Origin of the sequence: Luteimonas saliphila, assembly GCF_016774335.1 — a bacterium.
Lineage (GTDB): Bacteria > Pseudomonadota > Gammaproteobacteria > Xanthomonadales > Xanthomonadaceae > Luteimonas > Luteimonas saliphila.
This window is the reverse complement of sequence record NZ_JAETWA010000037.1, coordinates 148,120-168,526: the sequence shown is the minus strand read 5'-3', so window position 1 is coordinate 168,526 and position 20,407 is coordinate 148,120. Positions and strand designations below refer to the sequence as shown.

The following is a 20,407-nucleotide window of genomic DNA, read 5'->3' as shown; positions in this document are numbered from 1 at the left end:
CGACCCGGTCGGGCGAAAACTCGACTCTGACCCCTCGCCTTGGGGATTGGGGGTGGGGGATTCATAAAAGGCGAAGCCCCGCCGTCGCGGGGCTTCTGGGTCGTGGCTTCGTCCAATCACCAATCACGAATCACCAATACACGGCTCCACCGTCAATCGATCAGATTGCGCCCGTGGTACAGCTCCTCGATCTCGCGCTTGAGCCGGGCCTCGATCTTCATGCGCTCCTTGAACGACAGGTTCCGGGCCTTTTCCTCGAACAGGTAGTTGTCCAGGTCGAAGTCCTTCAGGTGCATCTTGGTGTGGAACAGGGCCTCCTGGTACACGTTGACGTCCAGCATCTCGTAGCGGGCGCGGATGTTCTTGGCCAGGTAGTCCTGGATCGAGTTGATCTTGTGGTCGATGTAGTGCTTGCGGCCCTTGATGTCGCGGGTGAAGCCGCGCACCCGGTAGTCCATCACCACGATGTCCGACTCCAGGCTCTCGATCAGGTAGTTCAGGGCCTTGAGCGGCGAGATCACGCCGCAGGTCGACACGTCGATGTCGGCGCGGAAGGTGGCGATGCCGTTGTCCGGGTGGGTTTCGGGATAGGTGTGGACGGTGATGTGCGACTTGTCCAGGTGGGCCACGACCGCGTCGGAGATGATCTCCTTGCCGGCGTCCTTCTTGTCGATCACCGGCTCCTCGGAGATGAGGATGGTCACCGAGGCGCCCTGCGGGTCGTAGTCCTGGCGGGCGATGTTGAGAATGTTGGCGCCGATGATCTCGGCCACGTCGCTCAGGATCTGGGTCAGGCGGTCGGCGTCGTACTGCTCGTCGATATACTCGATGTAGCGCCGGCGCTCGTCCTCCGACGCGGCGTAGCACACGTCGTAGATGTTGAACGACAGCGACTTGGTGAGGTTGTTGAAGCCCTGGAGCTTCAGGCGAGGCAGTGGCTTGACCACGTCGGACGGTCCCCGGTCGGGCAGGCGAAGGGCGGAATTATGCGGCAAAGCCCGTGACCACGGGGGCAACGCGTTTGCTCCGCGGGCACGGACGTCCTAATCTCACGGCTTCCCCCGTTCCCCCCTGCATGAACCCAAGCCCTGTGGCCCTGATCAGCAGCTACCGCCGCCCTGCCCACCCGATGGCGCCGTCCCCCGCGACCATCGAACGTTTCCTCGCCCATTGCCACCGCCGGCGCTATCCGCCGCGCACGGAGGTGTTCCGGCCCGGCGATCCGGCCGGCACGCTCTATTTCGTCATCAGCGGCTCGGTCAGCATCATCACCGAGGAGGACGACGGCCGCGAGCTGGTGCTGGGGTATTTCGGCAACGGCGAGTTCGTGGGCGAGATGGGGCTGTTCATCGAAACCGACATACGCGAGGTGATCCTGCGCACCCGCACCCAGTGCGAGCTGGCCGAGATCAGCTACGAGCGGCTTTACCAGCTGTTCGACGGCACCCTGTCCAACGACGCGACCTCGATCATGTTCGCGATCGGCGTGCAACTCTCGCGCCGGCTGCTCGACACCAGCCGCAAGGCCGGGCGCCTGGCCTTCCTCGATGTCACCGACCGCATCATCCGCACCCTGCACGACCTGACCCGCGAGCCCGAGGCGATGACCCATCCGCAGGGCACGCAGCTGCGCGTATCGCGCCAGGAGCTGGCGCGGCTGGTCGGCTGCTCGCGCGAGATGGCGGGCCGGGTGCTGAAGAAGCTCCAGGTCGACGGCAAGCTTCACGCCCGCGGCAAGACCATCGTGCTCTACGGGACGCGATGAGCGTCGGCCACTTCGGCGCCGGCGGCACCCTGCCGGACGCCGATCTGCGCAGCGCCGGCCTGATCGACGCCGACGACGTCGCCACCCTGCTGTCCGAACTAGGCTATCCCTGCGACCTGAAGGACGCCGCGCGCCGGATCCGCACGATTCTCGACAACGACCGCCAGGCGCTGGTGGTGGCGCGGGTCGGCGGCACGGTGTCCGGGCTGATCGCGCTGGACTTCATGTACTACCTGCCGCTGGACACCCTGACCTGCCGCATCACCGCCCTGGTGGTGACGCCGTCGGCGCGCGGCCAGGGGCTGGGCCGGCAACTGCTGCGCGAGGCCGAACGCCGCGCGCGCGCCGGCGGCGCAGCCCGGCTGGAACTGACGAGCGGCTCGCAGCGCAGCGATGCCCACGCCTTCTACAAGGCCTGCGGCTTCAGCGACGGCACCGTGCGCTTCGTCAAGCGCCTGGGCGACGCGTAGCCGACCCGGCAGGTCGGGGGTGCCCGGGCAAGACGGGTCACGGCGGCTCGAGGCGGGTGTCATCGCGGGACGGCGGGACGCGGGCGGCACGGTGTTCGGTCCGGTCGGCACGATCGCTGGATACTCTCGACCGGAGTCGCGCCTGGCCTTTTCCGCGCATCCCGGTCGCGCCTGAAGGCGCTCCTACCAGGTCGTGCCGTGCCTGGCACGTAGGAGCGGCTTCAGCCGCGACCCCTGTTTCGCCCCTCCTGTATTCCTCGCCATCCCGGTCGCGCCTGAAGGCGCTCCTACCAGTCGTGCCGATGCCTGGTACGTAGGAGCGGCTTCAGCCGCGACCCCTGGTTCGCCCCTCCCGCATTCCGCGCCGTACTGAGTCGCGCCTGAAGGCGCTCCTACGGTACGGAGGTGCTGGGGGGCGGGTCGCCGCCGCGGTCGCGGCAACCCCAGTTGAGGATCGGGGTCCCGGCCGGCAGCACCCGGCGGAACAGTCCGACATTGCCGGGCTTGGGATTGACCACCACCGGCGACCGCGCCGCCTTCAACAGCGGCAGGTCCGCGCTGGAGTCGGAATAGGCGATGTCGATGTCGCCGTAGCCGCGCTCGCGCAGCATCCGCATCTTCTCCTCGGCGTGGCAGTGGCGGATGGCGACGATCGCGCCCAGCCGCGGCCCCACGGCCGTGCCGATCACCGGCACCGCCTCGTGCGCGACGAAGGCCAGGATCGCGCGCGCCAGTTCCGGCGGCGCGCCGGTGGCGATCACTACCCGGTCGCCGGCTTCCCGGTGGTGGTGCAGCACGTCCAGCGCCAGCGGCAGCAGTCGGCCGCGGATCTGCGCGTCGTGGCTGGCGACATAGCGATCGATGGCGTCGTCCAGCGTGCGCCTGCGCGGCATGCCCACGGTGCCGATCCAGACGAAGCCGGAAATGCCGTAGCGACGGGTCGGCAGGAATGCGATCAGCGGCCCCAGCAGCGGCGCGGCCAGCAACGCCAGCGCCGTGCGCCAGGCGCTGCGCCGGATCAGCCAGGCGAACAGGTGGCTGCCCGAATCGCCGTCGTAGAGGGTGTGGTCGAAATCGAAGACGACCAGCGGCGCGTCGTGGCGCGGCACGGCGACCGCACTCATGCCGGAAAGAACAGCCGTCGCAGGGCCGCGCCCGGATCGGCTTCGCGCATGAAGGCCTCGCCGACGAGGAAGGCCTCGATCCCGCCCTGGCGCATGCGCGCGACGTCCGCGGCGGCATGGATCCCGCTCTCGGTCACCAGGCGGCGATCGCGCGGCACCGCGCCCCGCAGCGACAGCGTGGTGTCCAGCGAGACCTCGAACGTGCGCAGGCTGCGGTTGTTGACGCCCAGCAGCGGCGCCGGCACCTGGATCGCGCGTTCGAGCTCGTCGATGTCGTGCACCTCGACCAGCACGTCGAGGCCGAGTTGCAGGGCGGTGCTGGAAAGCTCGGCGAGCTGTCCGTCGGACAGCGCGGCGACGATCAGCAGGATGCAGTCGGCGCCCAGCGCGCGCGCCTCGTACACCTGGTAGGGGTCGATCGTGAAGTCCTTGCGCAGCACCGGCAATGCGCAGGCGGCGCGCGCCTGCTGCAGGTAGGCGTCCGCGCCCTGGAAGAAGTCGACATCGGTCAGGACCGACAGGCAGGCTGCGCCACCGGCTTCGTAGCTGCGCGCGATCGCGGCCGGATCGAAGTCGGGCCGGATCACGCCCTTCGAGGGGCTGGCCTTCTTGACTTCCGCGATCACCGCCGGCGCGCCGGAGGCGATCTTGGCCTCGATCGCCGCGGCGAACCCGCGCGGGGCCGGCATGTCGGCGGCCAGCGCCCGCATCTCGTCCAGGGGCCGGACGGCTACGCGCCCGGCGACTTCCTCCGCCTTGCGTAGCAGGATCCGCTGCAGGATGTCGTCCTGGCGCGGCAGCGACGGCCGCAGGAGATGGGTCAAGGTCTTGCTTCCTTTTCGGTGCCGATCGCCGTGGCGCGGATCCGGCGCGCGGCTGCGATTGCCATGATCGCAGGACACGCCGGGCAGTGCGAGCTGCCTGCCTGCCGCTGGGCTCGCCCGGCGTCCACGCAGCGCGCACCCGGCATGGCCCAGCCACTGCGCCGGCGCGCGTGCCGGATGTCGCTGCTCACGCCGCGTCGCCGGAGTGCGCCTGTTCCCGGTCCCAGCCGTAGGCGCGCTCGACCCTGGCGATGCGCAGTTCGAAGTGCCGGTACCACTCGGCGCGACCGCGTTCGCGTGCCGCCGTGTGTTCGGCGTGCAGGCGCCAGGCGCGGATCGCGTCCTCGCTCTCCCAGTAGGCCACGGTGATCCCGAAGCCGTCTTCCCCGCGGGTCGATTCGACGCCGAGGAAGCCGGGCTGCTGCCGCGCCAGTTCGACCATGCGGTCTGCGGTCTCGCCGTAGCCGTTGTCGCCATCGGTCCGTTGCGAGCTGAAGATCACCGCGTAGTAGGGCGGTTTCGGGAGCGTGGCGAATGCGGTCGGATGCATGGCGGACCTTCGGGGTGCGTCCCGGGGGCCGGCGATTGTCGCAAACGCGCCGGGCCCGGTCAGCCCCCGCCCGAGGCGAGCCGGCGGGTGGCCGCGACGAAGGCCTCCAGCTTCGCCATCGCCGCCCCGGAGGCCACCGCTTCGCGCGCCCGGCCGATGCCGTCCTCGATCGAATCCGCCACGCCGGCCACGTACAGCGCCGCGCCGGCGTTGAGCACGACGATCTCCAGCGGCAAACCCGCCTCGCCGCGCAGCGCGCCCAGCAGCATCGCCTTCGAGCCGGCCGGGTCGTCGACCCGCAGGTTGCGGCTGGCGGCCATGGCGATGCCGTAATCCTCGGGGTGGATCTCGTATTCGTGCACCTTGCCATCGCGCAGTTCGCCGACCAGGGTGGCGGCGCCGAGCGAGATCTCGTCCATGCCGTCGCGGCCCCACACCACCAGCGCGCGCTCGGTGCCCAGTTCCTGCAGCACGCGCACCTGGATGCCGACGAGGTCGGGATGGAACACGCCCATCAGCACCGAGGGCGCCGACGCAGGGTTGGTCAGCGGCCCGAGGATGTTGAAGATCGTGCGCACGCCCATCTCGCGCCGCACCGGCGCCACCGCCTTCATCGCCGGGTGGTGGATCGGCGCGAACATGAAGCCGACACCGGTTTCGTCGATGCTGCGCGCCACCTGATCCGGCTGCAGCTCGATCGCCGCGCCCAGCGCTTCGAGCGCATCGGCGCTGCCGGACTTCGACGACACGCTGCGGTTGCCGTGCTTGGCCACGCGTGCGCCCGCGGCGGCAGCCACGAACATGCTCGCCGTGGAGATGTTGAACGTGTGCGAGCCGTCGCCGCCGGTGCCGACGATGTCGACCAGGTGGCTGCGATCGGGCACGTCGACGGTGCGCGAGAGTTCGCGCATCACCTTCGCCGCCGCGGCGATCTCGTCGACCGTCTCCTTCTTCACCCGCAGCCCGGTGAGGATCGCCGCGGTCATCACCGGCGAGACCTCGCCACGCATGATCTGGCGCATCAGCGAGATCATCTCGTCGTGGAAGATCTCGCGATGCTCGATGGTGCGCTGCAGGGCTTCTTGGGGGGTAATGGTCATGAGGGGCCGTGATTCGTGATTCGTGATTCGTGATTCGTGATTCGTGAAAATCTACACGATGTCATCCCGAGCGCAGCGAGGGATCTGCCTCACGCACGGCTTCGGATACCAGATCCCTCACTGCGTTCGGGATGACAGTCCTGCCGAGGCGACAGTCCTGCCGAGGCAAGAGTCGTGTTGAGGCGACAGTCCTGCCAACGCGACAGTCCTGCTGCAGCCACTGTACCGCTGGGCGGTCGCAGCTCCTGCCAGCACGTCGGCCGGGGACCTCGTCACCGCTCCAGGAAATTCTTCAGCAACGCATGTCCGTGCTCGGTCAGGATCGACTCGGGATGGAACTGCACGCCCTCGACCGGGTGCTCACGGTGGCGCAGGCCCATGATCGACTCGAATTCGCCTCCCTCGTGCTCGGTCCATGCGGTGACTTCCAGGCAATCGGGCAGCGAGTCGCGCTCGACCACCAGCGAGTGGTAGCGCGTGGCCTCGTAACCGTCGGGCAGCGCCGCGAACACGCCCTGGCCCCGGTGGCGGATCGGCGAGGTCTTGCCGTGCATGATCCGGCTCGCGCGCACCACCCGTCCGCCATAGGCCTGGCCGATCGCCTGGTGGCCGAGGCAGACGCCGAGAATCGGCGTGCTCGCGCCGAGCCGCTTCACCAAGCCCAGCGACACGCCCGCCTCGTTGGGCGTGCAGGGCCCTGGCGAAATGACGATGCGCTCTGGCGCCAGCGCCTCGATCTCGTCGACGCCCAGCTCGTCGTTGCGTACCACCCGCACCTCGGCGCCCAGCGCCTGCAGGTACTGCACGAGGTTCCAGGTGAAGCTGTCGTAGTTGTCGATCATCAACAGCATGGGTCAGTCCGCGAGCAGGAAGACGGCATAGATCTTGTCGTCGAACGTCACATAGCCGGTCTGGAACGACTCGGCCACGACCCCGCGAGTGCGGGCTCCCGTCACCGCGATGCTATCCAGCTCACCGCCCCCACCATCGCCACGCATCCGCCATTCGTAGGTCGATGGCCAGTTCCCTTCGCGGATTCCATACTGGAACTGCGGCGCCACGTCGGACACGCTGTAAAGGCCGCCAAGCCTGGCGCCATAGGCCTTCGCGATCGTCTCGGCCTTCTCACGGGAGGACTCGATGGCCTTCCCGCGCAGTGCCCGACGCAGTTCCGGCTCGCTGGAAAGCTCGGTTTGCACGTTGGAGACCGTGAGCTCCCGGGAGGTCCTGATCGCGGCGATGAACCGCTCCAACGATGGCTTGTCATCGAATCTCGCCGTCAGCGATCGCGACACCTCTGTCCCGACGAATACGTCTTCGTCCTTCTTCTCGTCGTAACGTTCCCTGGCATCGATGCGCAGCGAAGTCGCCACGATATCGGACGGGTCCACGCCTTGCCGGTCGAGTTGCTGCAGCACGCCCTGCAGGTTGGACTCCACTCGCCGCCTCGCGGCATCCGCATCGAGATCGACCGACTCGAAGTTCACGGTGATCTTGAAGCGGTCCGGGATCGCCCGCGCCTGCGCATCCCCGTAGACCAGGATGTGTCGGGCCTGCGGGATCGCATTGACTTGTGCGGCTGCGTCCGCGGAGAGCAGGATGGCGGCGGCAAGGACGACGGCTTTACCGATCATGGTGGAACTCCTCGTATGCAGGGGGTCGTCTGCCGGCGGACATGCCCGCGGTCAGGCTGGCGCAAGGGGGTCGGCGCACGCTCACAACCCCTTCGCCGCCTCGGCCACCGCGCGGAACAACGCCCGGCCCTTGTTCATGGTCTCGTCCCACTCCTTCTGCGGGTCGGAGTCGTAGACGATGCCGGCGCCGGCCTGGACGTGCAGCCTGCCGTCCTGGATCACGGCGGTGCGGATCGCGATCGCGGTGTCGGCGTCGCCGTGCCAGCCGATGTAACCGATCGCGCCGGCATAGACGTTGCGCTTGACCGGCTCGAGCTCACGGATGATCTCCAGCGCGCGGATCTTGGGCGCGCCGCTGACGGTGCCGGCGGGGAAGGTGGCGCGCAGCACGTCGGCGTAGGACAGGCCCGGCTTCAGCCGGCCGGTGACCTCGCTGACGATGTGCATGACGTGACTGTAGCGCTCGATGACGAAGCTGTCGCCGACCCGCACGCTGCCGGCCTCCGACACGTGGCCGACGTCGTTGCGGCCGAGGTCGATCAGCATCAGGTGCTCGGCGCGCTCCTTGGGATCGGCGAGCAGCTCGGCCTCGAGCGCGAGGTCCTCGTCGTGCGTGGCGCCGCGCGGACGGGTGCCGGCGATCGGGCGCACGGTCACCTCGCCCTCCTGCAGGCGTACCAGGATCTCCGGCGACGAGCCGACCACCTGGGTGCCGCCGACATCGAGGAAGTACATGTACGGCGACGGGTTCATCGCACGCAACGCCCGGTACACGTCCACCGGGCGCGCGTTGAACGGCACGCTCATGCGCTGCGACAGCACCACCTGGAAGGCATCGCCGGCGGCGATGTAGTCCTTGGCCCGGTCGACGGCCGCGAGGAAGCCCTCGCGGGTGAAGCCCGATTCGAAGTGGGCCTCGTCCAGCGCTTCGGGCCGGAGCGTCTCCGGATAACCGGCGCCGCCATGGCGCAGGCGGTGCGCGAGCGCGTCGAGCCGGCGGTTGGCGCGCGCCCAGGCCTGCGGCTGGCACGGATCGGCATGCACCACCAGGTACAGGCGGCCCTTGAGGTTGTCGAACACCGCGACTTCCTCGCTGAGCATCAGCAGGATGTCGGGCGTGCCGAGCTCGTCGGGCCGGGCGTTGGCGCGCAGGCGCGGCTCGATGTACTCGATGCACTCGAAGCCGAACCAGCCGACCAGGCCGCCGGTGAAACCGGGCAATCCCCGCAGCCGCGGCACGGAGTGCTCGCTGCGCAGGCGTTCGACCTCGGTGAACGGATCCTCGACTTCGCGCGTTTCGATCGTCTCGCCGTGCTCGCTGACCGTCAGCGTGTGGCCGTGGAAGGCGAATACCCTCCTCGCTGGCAGGCCGATGATCGAGTAGCGACCGAAACGCTCGCCACCCTCGACCGACTCGAACAGGTAGGTGCAGGGACCGTCGGCGAGCTTGAGGTAGACCGACAGCGGCGTGTCCAGGTCGGACAGCACCTCGCGCACGATGGGGATGCGGGTGTGGCCCTCGGCGGCCTGCCGGTCAAAGGCCGGCTGCAGGGATTCGTCTTGCGGGGTCACGCGGCATTTCCTCGTGGGGCGGGCGGGCGGTGGCGTCGGCGGCAGCGGGCCACCATCGCCAGCCTTCGCCGGCAGCACGGAAATGCGGGAATGCGGATGCGCCCATGGGCGCTAATGTAGCGATTCCGCGACCCGATTTGTAGGAGCGCCTTCAGGCGCGATGCCTTGCGTCTTCGGACATGGACGGGACACGCACAAGGCGTGTCGCCTGAAGGCGCTCCTGCGGGCCTGGGTCAAGGCGCGTGGGGCGTATCGCGCCTGAAGGCGCTCTATACGGGTGGGTTGATGGCGCACTGGGCGTGTCGCGCCTGAAGGCGCTCCTACGACAGGGGCGATGGTTGCACGAGCAACGGACAATCCGTGGGCAGGTGCATGCGCACCCGTCCGGGCACGCAATCGATGCGGAACCGGGTGGACTCCACCGGCTCGCCGTCGAGGTTGAGCACCAGCGGCGTCGCGGCCTCGATTTCGATCCAGGGCAGCTGGACGCGCGTGGCCACGCGGTCGAGCGCGGCCACCTTGCCTTCGCTGACCACGGCGCCGAGCGTGGCGGCGACCTCGCCCTCGAGTTCCGGGATCACGGTGACGTCGAGCAGGCCGTCGTCGACCCGCGCATCCGGGCACAACGCCTGGCCGCCGCCGGCCTGGCGGCCGTTGCCGATGCCGAGCGCGATGAAACCGCCCCGCCACGCGAACCCCGGCCCGCGCAGGCGCGCTTCCACCGGCTCGATCCGGCCCAGCTTCGCCAGGCCGGTCAGCAGGTAGGCCAGTCCGCCGAGCAGCTTCTTCATGCCTTCCGGCGTCTCCACCGTGACCTGGGTGCCGAAGCCGCCGCTGGCGAGGTTGGCGGCCCATCGGAGCTTGCCGTTGGCTTCCAGGCGCAGCAGGTCGATCGCGTGCGCGGGCTGCGCCGCGACCAGTTCTAGGGCAGGCAGCGGCTCGACGGGCAGGCCTGCGGCGCTGGCGAAATCGTTGGCGGTGCCCATCGGCACCAGTCCCAGGGTGGGCAATGTTGCGGCTGGCTCGTCGCGCCCGGCGAGCGTGGCGGCGACTTCGCTCAGGGTGCCGTCGCCACCGGCCGCGACGATCGCACCGGCGCCGGCGCCGATCGCCTCGACCACGTAGCGCTCGGCATCGCCATCCTCCCAGGTCACACGCACGTCGACCTGGATGCCACGCCCGCGCATCGCATGCACCGCCTCGCGCAGGTCGTCGTCGCCCGCGGACTTGCCGTTGATGATCAGGCGCCAGTGCGATGCGGACATGGTGTGTGGGAAGCGTGCTGGGTGGACGCCGGTGTAACACGCGCCGGAACGGCGTGCTTCACGCGCATTGCACACGCGATGGACGAGTCCAACCGGCGCTGAATACGACTGCCGTTGTCATGGTCGCGTCACCGAAGCCGCGCAGCATGGAAGGCCATAGCAGGGACGACGGGCGGGGGCTGGATTGCCCCCATGTCTTCCGGCGACGGATCCGCCGCGACAAGGCGGGTCCGTCGCCAGGCAAGCACGGCACTGACATCGCTCGCCCGGCCTTCAGGCCAGCGGCACGTCCGCCAGCACCACGCCGTCCCCGTCCGCGGCCAGCCACTGGCCGGGCGCGATCAGCAGCCCGCCGACCTCCACCGGTACGTCGCGCAGGCCCTGGCCGCGCTTGTCGGTCTTCATCGGACACGTGCCGAGCGCCTTGACGCCGAGGCCCAGCGCGGCGATGGCAACGCGGTCGCGGATCGCGCCATGCACCAGCATGCCGCTCCAGCCATTGGCCGCCGCCTGTCCGGCGAGCATGTCGCCGAGCATCGCGCGGCGCGGGGAGCCGCCGCCGTCGATCACCAGCACCCGGCCTTCGCCCGGCTCGGCAACCGCCTCGCGCACCAGCGAATTGTCCTCCAGCGCCTTGACCGTGCTCACCAGGCCCGAGAAGGCGATCCGCCCGCCGTAGTCGCGCAGCGGCAGGTCGAGAACGCGCACGCGGTCGGCGAACCGGTCGCACAGGTCGCAGGTGTTCATCGCGCGGCGCGCCCGATCTCGTCGCGCATGCGCGCGATGACCGTGGCGTAGTCGGGCTCGCCGAAGATCGCGCTGCCGGCGACGAAGGTGTCGGCGCCGGCGGCGGCGATCGCGCCGATGTTGTCGGGCTTGACCCCGCCGTCGATCTCGAGCCGGATCGGCTTGCCGCTCGCGTCGATGCGCTCGCGCACCCGGCGCAGCTTGTCCAGCGTCGAGGGGATGAAGGCCTGGCCGCCGAAGCCGGGGTTGACCGACATCAGCAGCACCAGGTCGAGGTCCTCCAGCACGTAGTCGAGTACTTCCAGCGGCGTGGCCGGGTTGAGCACCAGGCCCGCCTGGCAGCCTTCGCCCCTGATCAGCTGGATCGTGCGGTGCACGTGGCGCGAGGCCTCGGGATGGAAGCTGACCACGCTGGCGCCGGCCTTCGCGAAGTCCGGCACCAGGCGGTCGACCGGCTCGACCATCAGGTGCACGTCGATCGGCGCGGTCACGCCGTGCCTGCGCAGCGCCTCGCAGACCATCGGGCCGATGGTCAGGTTGGGGACGTAGTGGTTGTCCATCACGTCGAAGTGCACCCAGTCGGCGCCGGCGGCGAGCACGTGGTCGACCTCCTCGCCGAGTTTCGCGAAGTCCGCGGAGAGGATCGAGGGGGCGATGACGGCGGGCTGCATGCGAGATGTCTCCTGGTTCGTCGCGGCGGCGGGGGCATCCGCCATTCACATTCTGATCCCCGCGGCCCTGCGCCGGCGGCAACCTGCGCCGTACGGCCGGCCGAAGCAGCCCGTTCAGCGCTGCCGCAACTCCCGGATGCGGTCGTAGGCGGCGTTGATCTCGCGCGCCTTGTCCTCGGCCCTGGCGCGCAGTTCGGGCGCGGCGCCGGCGACCTTGTCCGGGTGGTACTGCGACATCAGCCGCCGGTAGGCCTGGTCGATCTCGGCGTCGCTGGCGTCGCTGGTCACCCCCAGCACCCGGTAGGGCTTCGCCTTGCCCGGCGCGATCCAGCCGGCGTCGAAGGCATGGCCGATCAGCAGCCCGATCAGCCCGCCCGCGGGGTGGCGCAGCAGCAGCCAGCCGGCGATGAAACCCAGCAGTTTTCCGTACCAGCGGTTCATGCCGACAGTGTAGCCGGCCCGCACGCCCGGCCGTTCATCGCCGCGGCGAAATGGCACTACACTTGCCGGCCCGCCCGAAGGCCCACCTCCTTGGCGACCACGCTGCTGTCCTCCGAACTGCCCGGCCTGACCCTGCGCCATCGCGGCAAGGTCCGCGACGTGTTCGACCTCGGCAACGACAAGCTGCTCATCGTCGCCACCGACCGCCTGAGCGCATTCGACGTGGTCCTGCCCGACCCGATCCCCGGCAAGGGCGAGATGCTGTGCCAGATCAGCAATTTCTGGTTCGACCGGACCGCGGCGCTGTTGCCCAACCACCTGACCGGCATCGACGTGGCGAGCGTCCTGCCCGCCGGCGTCGACCCGGCGCTGTACGCGCGGCGCGCGGTGGTGGCCAAGAAACTGCGACCGGTGCCGATCGAGGCGATCGCGCGCGGCTACATCATCGGCAGCGGCTGGAAGGACTACCAGCGCACCGGCCGGGTCAGCGGCATCGCCCTGCCCGGCGGGCTGCGCCAGGCCGAGCAGTTGCCCGAGCCGATCTTCACCCCGTCCACCAAGGCCGCGGTCGGCAACCACGACGAGAACATCGACTTCGACACCGCGGTCAAGCTCGCCGGCGCCGACCTGGCCGAACAGGTGCGCGACGCCACCCTGCGCCTGTACAAGCACGCCGCGGCCTACGCCGCCGAACGCGGGATCCTGCTGGCCGATACCAAGTTCGAGTTCGGCACCGACGAGGACGGCCGCCTGGTGGTGATGGACGAGATGCTCACGCCCGATTCCTCGCGCTACTGGCCGGCCGACGAGTACGAGGTCGGCAGCAGCCCGCCGAGCTACGACAAGCAGATCGTGCGCGATTACCTGGAAACGCTGGACTGGGACAAGACCCCGCCCGGTCCGCGGCTGCCCGCGGAAGTCATCGAACGCACGCGTGCGCGGTATGCGGAAGCGCTGCAGAAGCTGGCGGGGATTTCGATCGATTGAGCCACCTGTGTCGATGGAAGGGGTGGGCGCAGCGGAACGGACCGGCGGACCACATCGCGCCCGACGGGCCCAGGGGTTTGCCGGTATCCTGCGGAATCCTGCATGGTTTGGGAGGAATGCCATGAGTGCCTCCGTCGATTCGACCACCGAGCGCCCCATCGACCGCTGGTTCGCCAGCTATTCGGCCGACCACCGCAACGACGCCAACCAGTGGATCCACGTGTTCGCGGTCCCGCTGATCCTGTGGAGCGTGATCGCGCTGCTGTGGTGCGTCCCGGTGCCGCCCGAGAGCGGCTTCCGTTCCGGGCTGTGGTCGGGGCTGGCCTGCTTCGCGGCATGGATGTTCTATTTCCGCAACTCGCGACGGATCGGCCTGGGCATGCTCGCGGTGTTCGTGGCGATGCTGTGGCTGACGTTCTGGATCGAACGCCTGCAGGGCGCGCGCTTCCTGCTGTGGCTGGCCATCGGCGTGTTCGTGGTGGCGTGGATCGCGCAGTTCGTGGGCCACAGCAAGCTGTTCGAAGGCAAGAAGCCGAGCTTCTTCACCGACCTGCGCTACCTGCTCATCGGCCCGGCCTGGGTGCTGTCGAAGCTGTACCGGAAGCTCGGCTGGCGCTGGTGAGCCGGTGACGGCCGCCGCCGGGCTGCGCGGGCGCGACCTCGCGCTCGCGCTGGTGATCTGCCTGTGCTGGGCGTTCAACTTCCTGACCTCCGCGCACGCGCTGCAGGAAATCCCGCCATTCCTGTTCAGTGCGCTGCGCATGGCGATCGTGCTGGCGCTGCTCGTCGCCTTCATGCGCCCGCCGCCGCGTTCGCAGTGGTGGCGCCTGGGCGGGATCGCCATGTTCACCGGGGTGCTGCACTTCGGCACCAGCTTCCTGGCGCTCAAGCTCGCCGGCAACCTGTCCTCGCCTGCGATCGTGACCCAGACCTACGTGCCGATGGCGGTGCTGCTGGCCTGGTGGTGGCTGGGCGAGCGCTTCGCCTGGCGGACCGCGCTCGGCATCGGCCTGAGCTTCGCCGGGGTGATGGTGCTGGGCTTCGACCCGATGGTGCTCGACCGCCCGCTGGCGCTGTTCGTGATGCTCGGCTCCTCGCTGATGGTGGCGATCGGCACGGTGCTGATGCGGCGCATGACCGGGGTGGGCATGATCGACCAGCAGGGCTGGACCGCGGCGCTGAGCGTGCTGCCGCTGCTGGCGATCAGCGCGGTGGTCGAGCCGGGCGGATTCGCGGCGCTGCGCGAGGCGAGCTGGATCGGCTGGGGCGGCGCGGTGTATGCGGCGGTGTTCGCCTCGCTGCTCGGGCACGGGTTGTTCTTCAAGCTCGTGCAGCGGCATCCGGTGGCGCAGGTGACGCCCTACCTGCTGATGACGCCGGTGTTCGCGGTGCTGCTGGGGATCGCATTCTGGGGCGATCGCCCGGGCCCGGCGCTGTGGATCGGCGGGGCGATGGTGCTGGGCGGGGTGCTGGTGATCGCGATCCGCACGCTGCAGAAGAAGCGGCCGCCGGTGGCCGAGGTCACGCCGGAGGTGTGAACATCGCCGCGTCCGGCGCGAACGGGCGCGGCGCGTAGCCGAAATCGCGTCGCGCCGGTGCGGCATCGAACACCAGGTCCTCGCGCATTCGCGCGAGCGCGGCATCGTTGAAGCCGGCGGCGATGCCGGCGAGGCGGGCCGGAGCCAGCAGCGCGCGGAACAGGGCCGACGGCAACACGACCAGCCGCGGTCTCCGTGGCAGCGTCGCCAGCACCCGTCGCACCATCTCGCGGTACGCCAGCGTCTCGCCGCCCGGCAGGGCATAGGCCTTCGCGTGCGCGTCTGGGGCATCGAGGCAGGCCATCGCCGCATCGGCCAGATCGTCGACGTGCACCGGCTGGCGCAGGCCGGTGGCATCGTCCGGCAGCGCGAAGCCGCGCAGGCGCTGCGCGAGCAGCGCGATCCGGGTGAGCGTGGCATCGCGGCCGGCGCCGTAGACCAGGGTCGGCCGCAGCACGCTGGCGCCGATGCCGCGTGGCGCGGCGGCGGCGAACAATTGCGCTTCGGCCTCGCGCAGGCGCCGCGCGACGTCGCGCTCGGCAGCGTCGGCGGAGGCCTGCTTGACCTCGAGGCTGGTCGAACCGAACGCGACCACGCGCGCGCAGGCGACGTCGCCACGCGCGAACCATGCGGCGAACGCATCCAGCGGCCCGCAGCTCAGGACCGCATCGACGTCCGCCGGCAGGTTCCGGCAACCGGCGAGCTCGCCGCGCAACCAGCGCACGCCGCCGCGCGCGTCCTGCGACTGGCGCGACACCGCCAGCACGCGCCAGCCGGCGTCGGCCAGCCGCGCCAGCAGCGGTCGTCCGATCTGGCCGCTGCCGCCGAACACAAGCGCCGTGCGCCCGGCGCCCGGCGCGGCCATCGGCGAATGCGGCGCTTGCGCCGGAGCTTCGGTCATCGCCACAGGATACTGTGCAGACCCGCTTGCGCAGTCGTCGGTTAAACTCGGGTGCCGGCCCGGCGCATGCGCGGCGTGCCGGTCCGCCCACACCGGACTCCCGATGCTGATCCTGCTTCTGGCCCTGCCCTTCGTGGCGGTGCTGGCCATCGCCCTGGCCCGCAACGCCTCGCGACGGACCATCGCCTGGCTGGCGGCCGCCGCGCCGCTGCTCGGCCTGGGCGTGCTGGCGTGGTTCACGCCGGCGGTGATGGACGGTGCGATCCCGGCCTGGAGTCTGCCGTGGATCCCGCAGGCGGGTCTGGCGCTGTCGCTGCGGCTGGACGGGCTGGCCTGGATGTTCGCCGGCCTGGTGCTCGGCATCGGCGTGCTGATCGTGATGTACGCGCGCTACTACCTGTCGGAAGCCGACAGTTCGCCGCGCTTCTTCGGCTACCTGCTGCTGTTCATGGGCGCGATGCTGGGCATGGTGCTGGCCGGCAACCTGCTGCTGCTGGTGGTGTTCTGGGAACTGACCAGCATCAGCTCGTTCCTGCTGATCGGGTTCTGGAGCGGGCGCCAGGACGCGCGCCAGGGCGCGCGCATGGCGCTGACGATCACCGGCCTGGGCGGCCTGGCGCTGCTCGGCGGCGTGCTGCTGATCGGGCGCGTGGTCGGCAGCTACGAACTCGACGTGGTGCTCGCATCGGGCGATGCGATCCGCGCCAGCGGCGAGTATCCGGCGATCCTGGCCCTGGTGCTGGCCGGCGTGTTCACCAAGAGCGCGCAGTTCCCGCTGCACTTCTGGCTGCCGCAGGCGATGGCGGCGCCGACGCCGGTGTCGGCCTACCTGCATTCGGCGACGATGGTGAAGGCCGGCGTGTTCCTGCTGGCGCGGCTGCATCCGGCGCTGGCCGGGACCGACCTGTTCTTCTACGTGGTCACCACGGTCGGCGCGATCACCCTGCTGGTGGGCGCCTGGTACGCGATCTTCCAGCACGACCTGAAGGGCCTGCTGGCGTATTCGACGATCTCGCACCTGGGGCTGATCACGCTGCTGTTCGGCCTGTCGACGCCGATGGCCGTGGTCGCCGGCGTGTTCCACATCCTCAACCACGCCACGTTCAAGGCTTCGCTGTTCATGGCCGCCGGCATCCTGGACCACGAATGCGGGACCCGCGACCTGCGACGGCTCGGCAACCTGCGCCGCTACATGCCCTACACGGCCGCGCTGGCCATCGTGGCGTCGCTGGCGATGGCGGGGATCCCGCTGCTCAACGGCTTCCTGTCGAAGGAGATGTTCTTCGCCGAGGCGCTCGACGCCGGCGAAGACCGCGGCTTCCGCCTGGCGATCAGCATCGCCGCGCTGCTCTACGGCGTGTTCGGCGTGGCCTACAGCCTGCGCTTCGTGCACGACGCCTTCTTCGGTCGCGGCCCGCGCGCCTTGCCGGTGGAACCGCACGAGCCGCCGGTGTGGATGCGGATCCCGGTGGCGGTGCTGGTGGTGCTGTGCCTGGCGGTGGGCATGCTGCCGGCACTGACCGTGGAGCCGGTGCTCAGGACTGCCGTGATGGGCACGCTCGGCGATGCCGCCCCCGCGTTCTCGCTGGCGATCTGGCATGGCTGGAACCTGCCGCTGGCGATGAGCATCGCCGGGGTGCTCGGCGGTTTCGTCTTCTATTTCGCGCTGCGCCGGCTGTACGCGCTGCACGACGCGATCCTGCGCACCTGGGGCCGGCACCTGTTCCAGGTCAATATCGAGGCGCTGTTCACCGCCGCCGGCAGGTTCACCGCGCGTGTCGCCGAAGGCGGCATCCGCCGCAGCCTGTTCTGGATGATCGTGGTCACCCTGCTGGTGGGCGCGGCGCCGTTCATCGGCACGTCGGCGGCGCCGCTGCCCGGACTCGGAGCGTCGCAGTCGATGCCGTGGCTGGGCTGGATCCTGTGGGCGATCCTGGTCGCTTCCACGCTCGGCACGGTGGCGGTGCACGGGCGGCGCCTGACCGCGCTGATCGTGATCGGCGCGGTCGGCCTGCTGGTCAGCCTGGCCTTCGCGCTGCTGTCCGCGCCCGACCTCGCGCTGACCCAGCTGATGGTCGAGATGGTCACGATCGCGATGATGATGATGGCGCTGAACTACCTGCCCAAGCAGTCCAGGCAGGCGCGCACGCCGCTGCGCCGCTGGCGCGACGCGGTCCTTTCGGTCGTCGCGGGCCTCGGCGTCGGCGGCCTGGCCTACGCGATGATGCTGTCGCCGCAGCAGACCATCTCCGGCGAGATGCTGGCGCGCTCGCTGCCGGAGGCCTACGGCGCGAACGTGGTCAACGTGATCCTGGTCGATTTCCGCGGCTTCGACACCTTCGGCGAGATCACGGTGTTCGCGGTGGCGGCGCTGGTGGTGCATGCGCTGCTGCGCTGGGCGCGGCTGCGTCCCGACGAGGTGATGCCCGGCCCGCCGGTGCAGTTGCCGATCCCCGCCGACCTGACCCAGTTGCTGTTCCCGCTGGCGCTGACGGTCTCGATCTACCTGTTCCTGCGCGGCCACAACGCGCCCGGCGGCGGCTTCATCGCCGGCCTGGCGATCGCGGTGCCGGTGCTGATCAAGTACGTGGTACAGGGCGCGCGCGCGGTCGAGGCCAGCTTCGGCTTCGACTACCTGCGCGGCCTCGGCCTGGGGCTGCTCATCGCCTGTATCGGCGGCCTGGGCTCGCTCGCGTTCGGGTTGCCGTTCCTGGCCAGCGGCCATGTCGACCTCGAGCTGCCGCTGATCGGCCACCTGCCGCTGGCCAGCGCGCTGGTATTCGACACCGGCGTGTACGTGGTGGTGTTCGCTGGCGCATTGCTGATGCTGTCGACGATGGGCACGGTGCGTCGACGCCAGCTGCAGGCGGAGGGCCAGGGCTGATGGAATTCGCGATCGCCAGCGGGATCGGAGTACTGGTGGCGGCGGGCGTCTACCTGCTGCTGCGCGCGCGCACGTTCGACGTGATCCTCGGCCTGACCCTGCTCTCCTACGCCACCAATCTGCTGATCTTCTCGTCCGGGCGGCTGGTGGTGGGCAAGCCGCCGGTGCTGCGCCACGGGGTCGAGACGACCGCCGCGTACTACGCCGACCCGCTGCCGCAGGCACTGGTGCTGACCGCGATCGTGATCGCGTTCGCGATGACCGCGGTGGTGGTGGTGGTGGCGATGCGCAACCACGCCGACCTGCACAGCGACCATGTCGACGGACACGAGCCGGGCGCGGCAGCCGGCGACGACCGGACGCCGCCGGCATGATCCAGCACCTCGTGCTCGCGCCGGTGCTGGTGCCGCTGCTGTGCGGGGCGATCCTGCTGCTGCTCGAGCGCCGGCACAGCAGCCTGGTGCTGCGCACGGGCGCGTGGATCGGCCTGGCGCTGCTGCTGGCGGCCTCGATCGCGCTGTTCGCGCGCGCGTCCTCGGGAGGCATCGAGGTCTACCTGCTTGGCGACTGGCCGGCGCGGCTGGGCATCGTGCTCATGCTCGACCGCCTCGGCGCGCTGATGGTCCTGACCACCAGCCTGCTCGCGATCCCCTGCCTGCTCTACGCCTGCGCCGGATGGGACAAGCGCGCGCTGCATTTCCACGCGCTGTTCCTGATCCAGCTCGCCGGGCTCAACGGCGCGTTCCTGACCGGCGACGTGTTCAACTTGTTCGTGTTCTTCGAGGTGCTGCTGATCTCCTCGTACGGACTGCTGCTCTCGGGCGGGCGTGGCGAGCGGATGAAGGCGGGCATGCACTACGTGGTGTTCAACATCGTCGCCTCGACCCTGTTCCTGATCGCGCTGGCGCTGATCTACGGCCTGCTCGGCAGCCTGAACATGGCCGAGCTGGCGGTGCGCATCCGCGGGGTGGCCGCCGAGGACGCGGCGCTGGTGCGTGCCGCGTTCGGCTTGCTGCTGGTGGTGTTCTGCGCCAAGGCCGCGCTGCTGCCGATGTACCTGTGGCTGCCGGAAACCTACGCACGCGCGCCGGCGGCGGTGGCGGCGCTGTTCACGATCATGACCAAGGTCGGCCTGTACGCGCTGCTGCGGGTGAGCACGCTGATGCTGGGCGACGAGGCCGACGCGCTGGCCGGTTTAGGACGCGGCACCCTGCTCGCGTTCGGCGTGGTGACCCTGCTGCTCGGCGGCCTGGGCGTGGTCGGCGCACTGCGGCTGCGCATCTCGGCCTCTTACCTGGTGCTGCTCTCGGCGGGCACGCTGTTCGTCGCGTTCGCACTGGCGCGGCCGGACGCGATCGCGGCAGGGCTGTACTACCTGCCGCACAGCTGCTTCGCCGGCGCGGCGATGTTCATGATCGCGCACATCGTGCAGCGCGAGCGCGGCGAGGTCGGCGACCGGCTGCTGCAGCCTGCGCCGCCGATGCCGCGCCTGACCGGGTTGCTGTACATGGTCGCGGCCGTGTCGTTGGCGGGGCTGCCGCCGCTGTCGGGCTTCATCGGCAAGTTCCTGCTGCTGGCCGCGGTGCCGGGCGAGGACACCGCCGTGGTCTACGCCGCGGTGCTGGTGGGCAGTCTGCTGGCGCTGATCGGGCTGAGCCGCACCGGCACCCGGCTGTTCTGGCGTACCGCCGCGGTTCCGGAGAACGAACCGGTGCCGCCGACCGCAGCGCCACGGTCGGCGAGGACCCCGGTGGGCAAGCGCGAGATCGCCGCCACGATCCTGCTGCTTTCCTACGGTGTCGCGATGACCGTGTTCGCCGCGCCGATCCTGCGCTACACCGACGCGGCCGCCCACCAACTGCTGTCGCCGGGCGACTACATCCGCGAGGTACGCGCGGCGACCCCCGCCGCGCGGCAACCGTGATGCGAGGTCT

At 69.9% G+C, this 20,407-nt stretch carries 21 protein-coding genes; 8 read left to right on the top strand and 13 right to left on the bottom strand.

Going from position 1 to position 20,407, the window contains the following annotated elements:
• Window positions 1-152: 152 nt before the first annotated feature.
• Entirely contained in the window at window positions 153-947 is a 795-nt protein-coding gene (gene speD, locus JMO03_RS11090) for an adenosylmethionine decarboxylase (RefSeq protein ID WP_149103660.1), read from the bottom strand.
• Between the two features lie 182 nt (window positions 948-1,129).
• Between speD and crp the strand changes: the two genes are divergently transcribed.
• Together crp and JMO03_RS11080 are read left to right on the top strand one after the other, a co-directional pair.
• Entirely contained in the window at window positions 1,130-1,765 is a 636-nt protein-coding gene (gene crp, locus JMO03_RS11085; RefSeq protein WP_425491831.1) for a cAMP-activated global transcriptional regulator CRP, read from the top strand.
• Entirely contained in the window at window positions 1,762-2,235 is a 474-nt protein-coding gene (locus JMO03_RS11080) for a GNAT family N-acetyltransferase (protein WP_202843301.1), read from the top strand. The genes crp and JMO03_RS11080 overlap by 4 nt, the downstream gene beginning before the upstream one ends.
• A 392-nt stretch (window positions 2,236-2,627) precedes the next feature.
• On the opposite strand, the gene JMO03_RS11075 is transcribed toward JMO03_RS11080, so the two are convergent.
• From JMO03_RS11075 to JMO03_RS11025, 11 genes are all read right to left on the bottom strand, one after another.
• Window positions 2,628-3,359 carry a haloacid dehalogenase-like hydrolase gene (locus JMO03_RS11075; protein WP_202843299.1) on the bottom strand — a complete coding sequence of 244 codons (732 nt, stop codon included), beginning with the start codon at window positions 3,357-3,359 and terminating at the stop codon, window positions 2,628-2,630.
• The gene (gene trpC / locus JMO03_RS11070; RefSeq protein ID WP_238346077.1) at window positions 3,356-4,183 is read right to left on the bottom strand and encodes an indole-3-glycerol phosphate synthase TrpC; all 828 of its coding nucleotides are present in this window, start codon (window positions 4,181-4,183) and stop codon (window positions 3,356-3,358) included. The genes JMO03_RS11075 and trpC overlap by 4 nt, the downstream gene beginning before the upstream one ends.
• A gap of 187 nt (window positions 4,184-4,370) precedes the next feature.
• Complete coding sequence (locus JMO03_RS11065) at window positions 4,371-4,733, bottom strand: antibiotic biosynthesis monooxygenase family protein (protein WP_202843297.1); 363 nt, start codon at window positions 4,731-4,733, stop codon at window positions 4,371-4,373.
• A 59-nt stretch (window positions 4,734-4,792) separates the two neighbouring features.
• Complete coding sequence (trpD, locus tag JMO03_RS11060; protein ID WP_202843294.1) at window positions 4,793-5,833, bottom strand: anthranilate phosphoribosyltransferase; 1,041 nt, start codon at window positions 5,831-5,833, stop codon at window positions 4,793-4,795.
• Between the two features lie 272 nt (window positions 5,834-6,105).
• A complete protein-coding gene (locus tag JMO03_RS11055) occupies window positions 6,106-6,684 on the bottom strand; it encodes an anthranilate synthase component II (RefSeq protein WP_202843293.1) in 579 nt (192 codons plus the stop codon).
• A gap of 3 nt (window positions 6,685-6,687) precedes the next feature.
• Window positions 6,688-7,467, bottom strand: a complete 780-nt coding sequence (locus JMO03_RS11050; RefSeq protein WP_202843291.1) for an SIMPL domain-containing protein — start codon at window positions 7,465-7,467, stop codon at window positions 6,688-6,690.
• Between the two features lie 81 nt (window positions 7,468-7,548).
• Window positions 7,549-9,018, bottom strand: coding sequence for an anthranilate synthase component I (gene trpE, locus JMO03_RS11045; RefSeq protein WP_202843358.1), 1,470 nt, complete (start codon window positions 9,016-9,018; stop codon window positions 7,549-7,551).
• A gap of 341 nt (window positions 9,019-9,359) precedes the next feature.
• On the bottom strand, window positions 9,360-10,304 hold the full coding sequence (yegS, locus tag JMO03_RS11040) for a lipid kinase YegS (RefSeq protein WP_202843289.1): 945 nt from the start codon (window positions 10,302-10,304) through the stop codon (window positions 9,360-9,362).
• A gap of 273 nt (window positions 10,305-10,577) precedes the next feature.
• Window positions 10,578-11,051, bottom strand: a complete 474-nt coding sequence (gene rraA, locus JMO03_RS11035) for a ribonuclease E activity regulator RraA (protein WP_202843288.1) — start codon at window positions 11,049-11,051, stop codon at window positions 10,578-10,580.
• Complete coding sequence (gene rpe, locus JMO03_RS11030; protein WP_202843287.1) at window positions 11,048-11,722, bottom strand: ribulose-phosphate 3-epimerase; 675 nt, start codon at window positions 11,720-11,722, stop codon at window positions 11,048-11,050. The genes rraA and rpe overlap by 4 nt, the downstream gene beginning before the upstream one ends.
• A gap of 114 nt (window positions 11,723-11,836) precedes the next feature.
• A complete protein-coding gene (locus JMO03_RS11025; RefSeq protein WP_202843286.1) occupies window positions 11,837-12,163 on the bottom strand; it encodes a J domain-containing protein in 327 nt (108 codons plus the stop codon).
• Between the two features lie 90 nt (window positions 12,164-12,253).
• Here JMO03_RS11025 and JMO03_RS11020 point away from each other — a divergent pair, with 90 nt between their 5' ends.
• The 3 genes from JMO03_RS11020 (at window position 12,254) to JMO03_RS11010 (ending at window position 14,688) form a co-directional block, all read left to right on the top strand.
• Complete coding sequence (locus tag JMO03_RS11020; RefSeq protein ID WP_202843285.1) at window positions 12,254-13,150, top strand: phosphoribosylaminoimidazolesuccinocarboxamide synthase; 897 nt, start codon at window positions 12,254-12,256, stop codon at window positions 13,148-13,150.
• 121 nt (window positions 13,151-13,271) lie between these two features.
• Window positions 13,272-13,772, top strand: a complete 501-nt coding sequence (locus JMO03_RS11015; protein ID WP_202843283.1) for an Mpo1 family 2-hydroxy fatty acid dioxygenase — start codon at window positions 13,272-13,274, stop codon at window positions 13,770-13,772.
• A gap of 4 nt (window positions 13,773-13,776) precedes the next feature.
• A complete protein-coding gene (locus JMO03_RS11010; RefSeq protein ID WP_202843282.1) occupies window positions 13,777-14,688 on the top strand; it encodes an EamA family transporter in 912 nt (303 codons plus the stop codon).
• On the opposite strand, the gene JMO03_RS11005 is transcribed toward JMO03_RS11010, so the two are convergent.
• On the bottom strand, window positions 14,672-15,589 hold the full coding sequence (locus tag JMO03_RS11005; protein ID WP_238346076.1) for an NAD-dependent epimerase/dehydratase family protein: 918 nt from the start codon (window positions 15,587-15,589) through the stop codon (window positions 14,672-14,674). The two genes, JMO03_RS11010 and JMO03_RS11005, sit on opposite strands and share 17 nt — an antisense overlap.
• A gap of 103 nt (window positions 15,590-15,692) precedes the next feature.
• On the opposite strand from JMO03_RS11005, the gene JMO03_RS11000 reads away from it, so the two are divergent.
• From JMO03_RS11000 to JMO03_RS10990, 3 genes are read left to right on the top strand one after another with little or no spacing between them, the layout of a single operon-like run.
• Window positions 15,693-18,473: a monovalent cation/H+ antiporter subunit A gene (locus tag JMO03_RS11000; protein ID WP_202843281.1), complete on the top strand. Its 2,781-nt coding sequence runs from the start codon at window positions 15,693-15,695 to the stop codon at window positions 18,471-18,473.
• On the top strand, window positions 18,473-18,847 hold the full coding sequence (locus tag JMO03_RS10995) for a Na+/H+ antiporter subunit C (protein WP_202843280.1): 375 nt from the start codon (window positions 18,473-18,475) through the stop codon (window positions 18,845-18,847). Before JMO03_RS11000 ends, JMO03_RS10995 begins: the two co-directional genes overlap by 1 nt.
• A complete protein-coding gene (locus JMO03_RS10990; RefSeq protein ID WP_202843354.1) occupies window positions 18,847-20,397 on the top strand; it encodes a monovalent cation/H+ antiporter subunit D in 1,551 nt (516 codons plus the stop codon). Before JMO03_RS10995 ends, JMO03_RS10990 begins: the two co-directional genes overlap by 1 nt.
• Window positions 20,398-20,407 lie beyond the last annotated feature (10 nt).

Bases quoted from the DNA above. Each gene is read 5' to 3' on its own strand.
- JMO03_RS11005 (WP_238346076.1), bottom strand. From the start codon at position 15,589: ATGACCGAAGCTCCGGCGCAAGCGCCGCATTCGCCGATGGCCGCGCCG.
- JMO03_RS11050 (WP_202843291.1), bottom strand. From the start codon at position 7,467: ATGATCGGTAAAGCCGTCGTCCTTGCCGCCGCCATCCTGCTCTCCGCG.
- rpe (WP_202843287.1), bottom strand. From the start codon at position 11,722: ATGCAGCCCGCCGTCATCGCCCCCTCGATCCTCTCCGCGGACTTCGCG.
- rraA (WP_202843288.1), bottom strand. From the start codon at position 11,051: ATGAACACCTGCGACCTGTGCGACCGGTTCGCCGACCGCGTGCGCGTT.
- JMO03_RS11080 (WP_202843301.1), top strand. From the start codon at position 1,762: ATGAGCGTCGGCCACTTCGGCGCCGGCGGCACCCTGCCGGACGCCGAT.
- JMO03_RS11025 (WP_202843286.1), bottom strand. From the start codon at position 12,163: ATGAACCGCTGGTACGGAAAACTGCTGGGTTTCATCGCCGGCTGGCTG.
- JMO03_RS11055 (WP_202843293.1), bottom strand. From the start codon at position 6,684: ATGCTGTTGATGATCGACAACTACGACAGCTTCACCTGGAACCTCGTG.
- yegS (WP_202843289.1), bottom strand. From the start codon at position 10,304: ATGTCCGCATCGCACTGGCGCCTGATCATCAACGGCAAGTCCGCGGGC.
- trpD (WP_202843294.1), bottom strand. From the start codon at position 5,833: ATGACCATTACCCCCCAAGAAGCCCTGCAGCGCACCATCGAGCATCGC.
- JMO03_RS11000 (WP_202843281.1), top strand. From the start codon at position 15,693: ATGCTGATCCTGCTTCTGGCCCTGCCCTTCGTGGCGGTGCTGGCCATC.
- JMO03_RS11015 (WP_202843283.1), top strand. From the start codon at position 13,272: ATGAGTGCCTCCGTCGATTCGACCACCGAGCGCCCCATCGACCGCTGG.
- JMO03_RS10995 (WP_202843280.1), top strand. From the start codon at position 18,473: ATGGAATTCGCGATCGCCAGCGGGATCGGAGTACTGGTGGCGGCGGGC.
- JMO03_RS11065 (WP_202843297.1), bottom strand. From the start codon at position 4,733: ATGCATCCGACCGCATTCGCCACGCTCCCGAAACCGCCCTACTACGCG.
- JMO03_RS11075 (WP_202843299.1), bottom strand. From the start codon at position 3,359: ATGAGTGCGGTCGCCGTGCCGCGCCACGACGCGCCGCTGGTCGTCTTC.
- crp (WP_425491831.1), top strand. From the start codon at position 1,130: ATGGCGCCGTCCCCCGCGACCATCGAACGTTTCCTCGCCCATTGCCAC.